Below are 9,018 nucleotides of genomic sequence, written 5' to 3' on the forward strand. Positions count from 1 at the left end.
TGTTTTTCCATTGCTGTTTGATACATGCTGAAAGGCGTCGGGGAACTGAATTCCAAAAAATCATCTAGGAAAGGGAAGACAAAAAAAAGGAAAAGGATTATACTGTATATGTATATCAGGAAAGGTTGGTCTTAATTATGAACATGCTGGAACAAATTAAAGGTGGACTTGTTGTGTCCTGTCAGGCGCTGCCTGATGAACCACTGCATTCATCCTTCATTATGGGAAGAATGGCGCTTGCGGCAAAACAGGGAGGTGCCGTAGGAATCCGTGCACAGAGCAAGGAGGATATCATCGAAATTAAAAAAGTCGTTGATCTGCCTGTTATCGGAATTGTAAAACGCAGCTATCCGGATAGTGATATTTATATCACCGCAACGAAAAAGGAGCTGGATGAGCTGTTTGAAACAGGGTGTGAAATGATCGCTATGGATGCGACGCTTCGTGATCGTCCGAATGGGGAAAAGCTGGAGGATCTCGTCAACTATGTGCATGAACACGGCGTTCTTGCCATGGCGGACTGCTCGACATATGAAGAATGCGTGAATGCGGAAAACATCGGCTTTGACTGTGTATCTACCACCTTATGCGGATACACGCCGTATTCCAAAAATGTGGATGGTCCAAATCTTGAGCTATTCAAAAAGCTGGCGGAAATAATCAAGGCTCCGATTCTTGCGGAGGGCAAAATCAATACGCCGGAGGATCTGGCTGCAGTATATGAGGCTGGTGCTTACAGTGCAGTGGTCGGTGGTGCTATCACACGTCCGAAGCAGATTACCGAGCGTTTTGTGAAGGCTTTGAAAAAATAAGATAAACGACATAATTTTGATAAGATACCTGAGCGTATGTGCAATTACATGCACATGACGGCTTTTGGGTATCTTTTTCTTTTACCAGCAGGAACGGATTCCAAATTCCTGAAAGTACTATGAAATCAAGCGAACTGGGCGAAAAAACCGCACATTCCGACATCTTTTGACATATGGTATAAGGAATGTGGGGTTATGCATATGAACATGAAAGTAATGAAGTTTGGCGGTACCTCCCTGCGCAGTGAAGCGACCAGGAAATATGTGTACCGTCATGTGCTGGAAAGCAGCAAGACAAATAAAGTGATTGTTGTGGTATCGGCCATGGGCCGCTATCCGGATGCGTATGCTACGGATACCCTGCTGTCCATGGGCAGTGAATTTCTCACCAGGCAGGAAAAAGCCAGACTGGTTTCTATGGGAGAGCAGCTATCTGCACTGAAGATATGCAGTGAACTTCTGGATATGGGAATACGGGCGTATGCGCTCCCTTTTTTCGATTGCGGAATACTTACCGATGAGAACTATGACTATGCAAAGGTACTGAAGCTGGATCATACCGGAATACGCAAGAAGCTGAACAGCTATGATGTGCTGGTTGTCGGCGGTTTTATCGGTATCTCCCCCAGTGGTCATGTGACGACCCTCGGCAGAGGAGGCAGTGATTACAGTGCGGTATTGTTTGCGGATATGCTGGATCTCAAGGAAGTGGATATTTATACAGATGTGGATGGTGTCTATGACAAGGATCCCAAGCTGAATGAATATGCGATTAAATACGACAAACTGACCTACGACGAAATGCTGAATATGAAATCGAGGGTTTTGCATGACCGCTGTGTCAACTATGCAAAGGACCATCATATCCGCATATATTTAAAGGGAACCTTTTCCACAAGTCTTGGAACAATCGTTGAAGATTAAATTCTCTTACAATTCACGAACAATCGTATCAACTATTGGATTGTTTACAGGGATTGTGATACAATAACAACGAGGTGATCCGCTTGAAGAACATTATTTTGGTAAAGTATCTGGATGATGATACCAAGGCGAGAAGAATAGAAACGGCACTGGCTGAAACCAGAGTGGATTTTCAGGTAAATCTGGAAAAGCAATGCGTCATTGTGGAGGGAAACTCCGATATGGTGGCCGTTGCCAGAAAGGTTATCAATGATCTCGGCTTTATGATTATATAAGAGAGGGCAGCTATGTCGAGCTTGCCTTTTTTCTTGGATGGGAGCAAATATGATAGAAATTAAAACAAAGGATAACGAGCAGGACTACAGGTATGTTCGTATTGAGGTGTTCATGAAGGAACAGGGATTTCAGAATGAATTTGACGAAATTGATGCGACTGCCGTACATATTACTGTTTATGTGGATGGCACTCTTGCAGGTTGTGCACGCTGTTTTCCAAAGGAAGAGGAGGCGGCATGGGTCTTCGGACGTATTGCGGTACTTCCCCAGTTTCGCCATCAGGGACTGGGCGGTGTCCTGCTATCCGAGATGGAGAGCATCGTTCACAGCAAAAAGGGAAGGCGCTGTATTCTGGATGCACAATGCCGTGCCTGTGCGTTTTATGAAAGCTATGGCTATACCATATGCGGGGAGGAGCATATGGATGAGCATGTTCCTCATGTACAGATGGAGAAGCTGCTGTGAGTAGGAATGTGCTTTACAGGATGTGATGGAAACAATGCACTGGATTTATCGGATATAAGAGGGGAGCGTCAAGGAAAAGGTGCTTTGATGAAGGATATGCAGAAAGTCATTGATGAGCAGCCGGATGTGAAATGCACAGACCATGCATGTACCTTAAGGGGATGCTCTACAGTATCGGCGTAAGAAACGAAAACAGACCTGTACCTTTCCTGTAAAGGAAGCTGTCCGTTCCTTGCTATGCAGTCTATACTGCCGTATGCAGGAAACCATGCAGCATCACGTACAATATTGCATACGGATACAGATAAAATAACTGGTGATGGGATGGAAACGTATTGCAATCATTTCCGCATTCATTCTTCCCGTATGCTGAACATCTAAAGCACTCCGTGTTTTGCTTTCTACTTCTGTGTCCGGCAGGAAATTTCCCTTTTCAAAAAAGTTAAATATGATAGTTTATTCACAAAGTTAAAAAAGTGTGCTATACTATGCAATAGGTGATAAACATGACAGAGAAAAATGTGCCAAAGGCAACGCTGCAGCGATATCCTGTCTATCTGAAGGCATTGCGCAAGCTGAAAAGTTCAGGTGTAGAAAGAATCATGTCCAAGGAACTGGCCAGTGTCGTCAATATTGAACCGACGACGATTCGCCGTGATTTTTCTTTTCTGGGAAATCTGGGAAAGCAGGGATATGGTTATGATGTCAATCGGCTGATTGAAATTTTTAATCAGCAGCTCGGTATGGATTTTGATGAAAAAATCATTCTGGTCGGAGCCGGTAATATGGGCCGGGCACTGATGAAGTATAATAAATGGGATTATGTGGTTGGTGAGATTGCCTGTGCATTTGATGTCAATCCAGACCGTCAGGGTGTACGCTTCGGTATACCGGTATATGATATTGCGGATTTGGAGAAGAAGGTGCCGGATGGCTGCCGTATCGCAATTCTCGCGATTTCTGAAAATATCCAGCAAACGGTCGATCGCTTGATTGCCTGTGGTATCACAGGACTTGTGGATTTTACGCATGAACATATACAAATTCCAAAAGGGGTTGTATTAAAGAGCGTGGATGTGGTATCATCTATACAGGAGCTGGTCTTTGAGACCAACAATCTGAATGTAGAGCGTTGAAGCAGAACAGAATAAATTACGCGCAACTAGCGAATGCAGGAAGGTGGAAGCTGCATGCATACGGATTTATATCTGAACGGCTGTGGAGCTGAACCGGAGAACAACAGTAGACGGTTTCGTGTGGGAACGATATATCCCGAAGAAGATGCTCATGCGGCAAACGCATGGGAATCAGGATGGCACCGCGTACAATACGTTCCTGAAAGGGAACGTTTTTTTGTACCGTAAACAGGAGGAAATGAATATGTTTGAATTTATGACAATACGCGAGCTGTATGAGATCGTTATGAGTGGATCTCATGTGGAACAGGACAGCATGGAATATGTGCAGCTGCAGGGCTGGGTTCGGACAAACCGCTGCAGTGGCAAGCTTGGCTTCATCGAGCTGAATGACGGAACATATTTCCGAAACGCACAGCTGGTGTATTTACAGGAGCTGAAAAACTTTGCGGAGGTTGAGAAATACCCAACAGGTGCGGCGATCACTGTAACCGGAAAGTTCGTGCTGACACCACAGGGAAAGCAGCCGTTTGAAATTCAGGTTACCGAAGCATCGCTGGAAGGGGATTGCGACCGTGATTATCCATTGCAGAAAAAGCGTCACAGCTTTGAATATCTGCGTGAAATTGCACATCTGCGTCCGCGTGCCAACTCCTTTTATGCAATCTTCCGTCTGCGCTCGGTATTATCCATGGCGATTCATGAATTTTTCCAGGATCAGGGCTTTGTATACGTACATACACCGATCATAACGGGAAATGATGGTGAGGGTGCCGGTGAAATGTTTAAGGCGACAACCAGAGATGATGCCGATTATGAGCAGGACTTCTTTGGGAAGGAAGCATTTTTGACGGTTACCGGACAGCTGCATGTCGAAGCGTTTGCCATGGCGTTCCGTGATGTGTATACTTTTGGTCCGGCCTTCCGTGCGGAGAATTCCAACACGAGCCGTCATGCCAGTGAGTTCTGGATGATTGAGCCGGAAATTGCCTTTGCGGATCTGGAGGATGATATGAACCTGATCGAGGATATGGTGAAATACTGTATCGATTATGTTCTTGAAAATGCGCCTGAGGAAATGAAATTTTTCAATACGATGATTGATAAGAGCTGTATTGAGCGTATCACGAAGGTGCGCAATTCGGATTTCAAGCGGATGACATATACGGAGGCAATCGATCTGCTGTTACAGGCGGATGTGAAGTTTGATAACAAGGTGGAATGGGGTATGGATCTCAATTCCGAGCATGAGCGTTATATCTGTGAGAAAATCGTGGATGGTCCGGTTTTCCTGACGGATTATCCAAAGGAAATCAAGGCTTTCTACATGCGTGTCAATGATGATGGAAAAACCGTGGCAGCATGTGATCTGCTTGTCCCGGGAGTCGGTGAGCTGGTCGGCGGCAGTCAGCGTGAAGAACGCTATGATGTTTTGGAAGCGCGCATGAAGGATATGGGCATGACGACAGACAGTCTTCAGTGGTATATGGATTTGCGAAGATACGGAGGCTGCAAGCATGCCGGCTTCGGTCTTGGCTTTGACCGTCTGTTGATGTATCTGACAGGAATGCAGAATATCCGTGATGTGGAGCCGTTCCCGCGTACACCGAAGAATCTGTTGTTTTAAAAACCAAGCCATGGATACGTCCATGGCTTTCCTGTGAGGGGAGGATTGTGTTGGCTTCACAGTCTGTGGGGAAGGAAAGGAGCACCATGAAAACAATACGGTTTGCGCAGCTGTCGGATGCACCGGCACTTCTTTCCATCTATGCGCATTATGTGGAAAACAGTGTTATCACCTTTGAATACGATGTTCCCTCTCTGGAGGAATTTGAAGGACGCATGATGAAGATCCAAAGGGAATATCCGTATCTGGTATGTGAGCTTGATCAGAACATCGTGGGGTATGCCTATGCCCATCGTCACATGGAGCGCGCTGCCTATCAGTGGAATGTGGAGGTATCCATTTATCTGCTGCCGCAGGTTCAGCGCCGTCAGATCGGAACGGCACTGTATACGGCACTTTTGGAGATTTTAAAGCTGCAGGGTTTGCAGACAGCGATTTCCTGTATCACACTGCCTAATGACGCAAGTCTTGCATTGCATAAAGGCTTCGGTTTTACAGAAATCGGTGTGCTGCGTAATGCAGGCTATAAATTCGATGCATGGAGAGATGTAATCTGGCTGCAGAAGTCACTGCATGAGCACCCTGTTCCTGTACAGGAATGGATCAGTATCGAGCGGCTTGATTATATTCGCATCATGGAAATTTTTCACACCACATGTATGATTATCATATAGAAAACTGCCGCATCATTATGACACGGCAGTTTTTTCGTCTGCTTGTTTGTATCGTTTAATTCTTACTGCCGTTATTCAGCAGCAGATCAATCAGCTGTAAGATAGGCTTTTTCTGTTCATTTGTTAAAAGGCCCCATTTCTTCAGTAAATTCTGCTCTTCCAGTTCATGCTTCTTCATGAGGGACTCATCATAAAAAAATTCGCTCAGTGTCATATCCATTGCGGTCAGCAGTGATTCCAGCGTAGATATCGTCGGAAGATTATTTTTACGAAATAAGGAATTGATGGTGCTTTGCGCTACATCGGCTTTCTGAGCCAGCTTGTATTCCGTAAGATTATGCTGCTTCATCAATACTTTTAGCTTCTCTAAATAATCCATGGCGACCTCCTGTTCTATATCTATTGTAATACGATAAAGCGTAGCAAAACTAACGCAAAGGCGTTATGTATAACGTATTGGCGTTAGTATTAACGGAAAAATGTTAAATATGTCATATTTAATGGAATAGATGATCATTTTCTGAAATAAAGAGGTTGAGAATTCTCAATATCGGGATTATCTGTATGGCTTTTCCTGAATGCTTTTATATGGGAGCCTTTACGCTAAAATATACTCAAGGCTGTTGCACCCGGTATCCGGATACCGGGGATTGTTCCATAAAGCAGATTATATGTGGGATACAATTGATATTGTGAATACGTCGTTAAAGTGTCTGCCTGGTATACGTGAAGGATAAAAAAATCACTGCTGGAGTATAAGGACAGCTGTGATCTTTTGTAATGCACGTTCATCCGTTTGCTCTGTTAGAGCCGGTGTTTAACAATAAATCGATGAGTATGAGTACCCCGTTTTTCTGCTCACTGGTCATGAAATTCCATTTGCTCATTAAATTTTGTTCTTCCAGCTGATGTTTCTTCATGAGCGCATCATCATAGAAAAATTCACTCAAAGTCATATCCAGGGCTTCCAATAGTGCCTCCAGTGTTGAAATTGTAGGAAGGTTATTTTTCTGGAATAAGGAATTTATGGTACTCTGCGGTACATTGGCTTTTTTTGCCAGCTGATTTTCATTGAGACCATGTTGCGTCATAAGGAGCTTTAGTTTTTCTAGATAATTCATGAGATTCTTCCTCCTCTATATGTATTGTAATACGGAAAAACGTTATGAAAATAACGAATAAACGTTAAAATCAACATATAGGCGTTTATGCTAACGAAAAACCGATATACATATGTTGAGTTATATGGAAAAGCTCTATATGGAGGAAATACATACGGGTTATCCGATTGTATGATACATGCAGAAATGTAAAAAAAGGAGTCCTTACGGTTTCCTTACATACGTAAAAGATAAAGCCAACCATTCTAAAAGGTGGCTGGTGTTGTTTATAGGCGGTTTTATGTATTTTTTTTACTCTCCACTTGACACTTTAGTTCCTGAAAAGTATCACAGGTTAAAATGAGATTGGAGATGTTCTCGATTTGCTCTGCTGTCAAAGTACAAAGCCATGTCATATGATCCTCATGATACTTGATTTCTATGAGTTTGTGTAAGAATTGCCTCTCTTCTTCCATCTTAACCGCTGCTATTCTCTTTTCAGAGCTGTCCTCCAAGTCATAGCGGTAACGTGCCTCTTCCAATTGCATTGCCATTGCGGTTGACCAAAGCTCGTCATTCTTCTGTATTTCCTCGTACTTGCTCACCTGGAACCCTTTGGGTAAGAATACCTTCACCAGCCTCTTTTTTGACTTCAGCATATCATTTTTTCATTATGTTCAAACAGATACAGCAGTGTTCAAAGTCATTCAACCTTTGGGTGTTCTTTCCCTTTTATCAGTATATCAGCCACATAGAGAAAACTGACATTTGTATGAACAATATGAAAAGCCTCAGTACTTCATGTGATGAGAGCCTTTCGATTACGGTATAGAAAAGAAATTCACAATTATGATGTATAGAATAACTTATTTCGTATCAGCTTTATTTAACTGCTTTTTGAGCGCCTCGAAGGTGTCACATTCCAGTAGTAAAGTGGATACGATATGCATCTGCTCCTCAGTTAATGCCTGCAGCCACGTTACGCAGTCCTCATGATACTTAATTTCTATGAGTTTGTGTAAGAGCTGTCTCTCTCCTTCCAGCTTACCTTCTATCTTTCCTTCCATCCTACCTTCCATTTTTCCGGCAGCTTTTCCCTCTTCAAAGCTGTCACGCAAGCCGTTGCGGTAACGTGCTTCTCCCATTTGAATCGCCATATCCGTTGACCACAGCTCGTCATCCTTCTGCATTTCCTCATACTTGGTCATAAATACCCTCACCAGCCTTTCCTTTGACTTCAGTATATCATTTTTTTCATTATGTTCAAACAGATACAGCAGTGTTCAAAGTCATTCAACCTTTGGATGTTCTTTCCCTTTTTTCAGTATATCAGCCTATAGAGAAAACTGACTTTTGTATGAACAATATGAAAAGCCTCAGCACTTCATGTGCTGAGAGCCTTTCGTTTACGGTATAGAAAAGATATTCACAATTATGATGTATAGAATAACTTATTTCGTATCAGCTTTATTTAATTGCTTTTTGAGCGACTCGAAGGTGTCACATTCCAGAAGTAAAGTGGATACGATATGCATCTGCTCCTCAGTTAATGCCTGCAGCCACGTTACGCAATCCTCATGATACTTAATTTCTATGAGTTTGTGTAAGAGCTGTCTCTCTCCTTCCAGCTTACCTTCTATCTTTCCTTCCATCTTTCCTTCCATCCTACCTTCCATTTTTCCGGCAGCTTTTCCCTCTTCAAAGCTGTCACGCAAGCCGTTGCGGTAACGTGCTTCTCCCATCTGAATCGCCATAGCCGTTGACCACAGCTCGTCATCCTTCTGCATTTCCTCATACTTGTTCATGAATACCCTCACCAGCCTTTCCTTTGACTTCAGTATATCATTTTTTTCATTATTTTCAAACAGATACACCAGCTGTTCAAAGTCATTCAGCCTCTGCATTTCCTTCTCCTTTACGATGTCATTGATTGCCGGCATATGAACAAAGGTGCGAAGGATGAGCGGATAGCCGCTTTCATCTTCTCCCTGCTCATTACGCATC

13 protein-coding genes and 2 pseudogenes are annotated in these 9,018 nt (G+C 43.4%); 10 read left to right on the top strand and 5 right to left on the bottom strand.

Annotation, left to right across the window (positions count from 1 at the left end):
- Positions 1-137: 137 nt before the first annotated feature.
- From KSZ58_RS20865 to KSZ58_RS20910, 10 genes are all read left to right on the top strand, one after another.
- Positions 138-812: an N-acetylmannosamine-6-phosphate 2-epimerase gene (locus tag KSZ58_RS20865; RefSeq protein ID WP_217752927.1), complete on the top strand. Its 675-nt coding sequence runs from the start codon at positions 138-140 to the stop codon at positions 810-812.
- Positions 813-1,007: 195 nt separating this feature from the next.
- Positions 1,008-1,736, top strand: coding sequence for an aspartate kinase (locus KSZ58_RS20870; protein ID WP_002608057.1), 729 nt, complete (start codon positions 1,008-1,010; stop codon positions 1,734-1,736).
- Positions 1,737-1,819: 83 nt separating this feature from the next.
- Positions 1,820-2,011 (top strand): hypothetical protein, encoded by a 192-nt coding sequence (locus tag KSZ58_RS20875; protein ID WP_002608058.1) that lies wholly within the window; start codon positions 1,820-1,822, stop codon positions 2,009-2,011.
- A 49-nt stretch (positions 2,012-2,060) separates the two neighbouring features.
- Positions 2,061-2,477 carry a GNAT family N-acetyltransferase gene (locus KSZ58_RS20880; protein WP_002608059.1) on the top strand — a complete coding sequence of 139 codons (417 nt, stop codon included), beginning with the start codon at positions 2,061-2,063 and terminating at the stop codon, positions 2,475-2,477.
- Positions 2,478-2,483: 6 nt separating this feature from the next.
- Positions 2,484-2,660, top strand: a complete 177-nt coding sequence (locus KSZ58_RS20885) for a hypothetical protein (RefSeq protein ID WP_217752928.1) — start codon at positions 2,484-2,486, stop codon at positions 2,658-2,660.
- A gap of 54 nt (positions 2,661-2,714) precedes the next feature.
- Entirely contained in the window at positions 2,715-2,858 is a 144-nt protein-coding gene (locus tag KSZ58_RS20890; RefSeq protein WP_217752929.1) for a hypothetical protein, read from the top strand.
- A gap of 125 nt (positions 2,859-2,983) precedes the next feature.
- The gene (locus tag KSZ58_RS20895) at positions 2,984-3,613 is read left to right on the top strand and encodes a redox-sensing transcriptional repressor Rex (protein WP_002608061.1); all 630 of its coding nucleotides are present in this window, start codon (positions 2,984-2,986) and stop codon (positions 3,611-3,613) included.
- A 54-nt stretch (positions 3,614-3,667) separates the two neighbouring features.
- Positions 3,668-3,841, top strand: a complete 174-nt coding sequence (locus KSZ58_RS20900; protein WP_002608062.1) for a hypothetical protein — start codon at positions 3,668-3,670, stop codon at positions 3,839-3,841.
- A 16-nt stretch (positions 3,842-3,857) separates the two neighbouring features.
- A complete protein-coding gene (gene asnS, locus KSZ58_RS20905) occupies positions 3,858-5,240 on the top strand; it encodes an asparagine--tRNA ligase (protein WP_002608063.1) in 1,383 nt (460 codons plus the stop codon).
- A gap of 86 nt (positions 5,241-5,326) precedes the next feature.
- Positions 5,327-5,914 (top strand): GNAT family N-acetyltransferase, encoded by a 588-nt coding sequence (locus tag KSZ58_RS20910; protein ID WP_217752930.1) that lies wholly within the window; start codon positions 5,327-5,329, stop codon positions 5,912-5,914.
- Positions 5,915-5,969: 55 nt separating this feature from the next.
- Here the strand turns inward: KSZ58_RS20910 and KSZ58_RS20915 are convergent, their stop codons facing one another.
- From KSZ58_RS20915 to KSZ58_RS20935, 5 genes and pseudogenes are all read right to left on the bottom strand, one after another.
- Complete coding sequence (locus KSZ58_RS20915; RefSeq protein WP_002608065.1) at positions 5,970-6,293, bottom strand: helix-turn-helix domain-containing protein; 324 nt, start codon at positions 6,291-6,293, stop codon at positions 5,970-5,972.
- A gap of 409 nt (positions 6,294-6,702) precedes the next feature.
- Positions 6,703-7,035 (bottom strand): helix-turn-helix transcriptional regulator, encoded by a 333-nt coding sequence (locus tag KSZ58_RS20920; RefSeq protein ID WP_065530792.1) that lies wholly within the window; start codon positions 7,033-7,035, stop codon positions 6,703-6,705.
- A 278-nt stretch (positions 7,036-7,313) separates the two neighbouring features.
- Complete coding sequence (locus KSZ58_RS23005; protein ID WP_065530793.1) at positions 7,314-7,673, bottom strand: hypothetical protein; 360 nt, start codon at positions 7,671-7,673, stop codon at positions 7,314-7,316.
- Positions 7,674-7,880: 207 nt separating this feature from the next.
- Positions 7,881-8,332: pseudogene (locus KSZ58_RS20930) on the bottom strand (hypothetical protein); the annotation flags it as partial.
- A gap of 133 nt (positions 8,333-8,465) precedes the next feature.
- A pseudogene (locus KSZ58_RS20935) lies at positions 8,466-9,018 on the bottom strand (hypothetical protein); the annotation flags it as partial.

The sequence above is a fragment of the Erysipelatoclostridium sp. DFI.2.3 genome (assembly GCF_019132535.1).
Lineage (GTDB): Bacteria > Bacillota_I > Bacilli_A > Erysipelotrichales > Erysipelotrichaceae > Clostridium_AQ > Clostridium_AQ innocuum.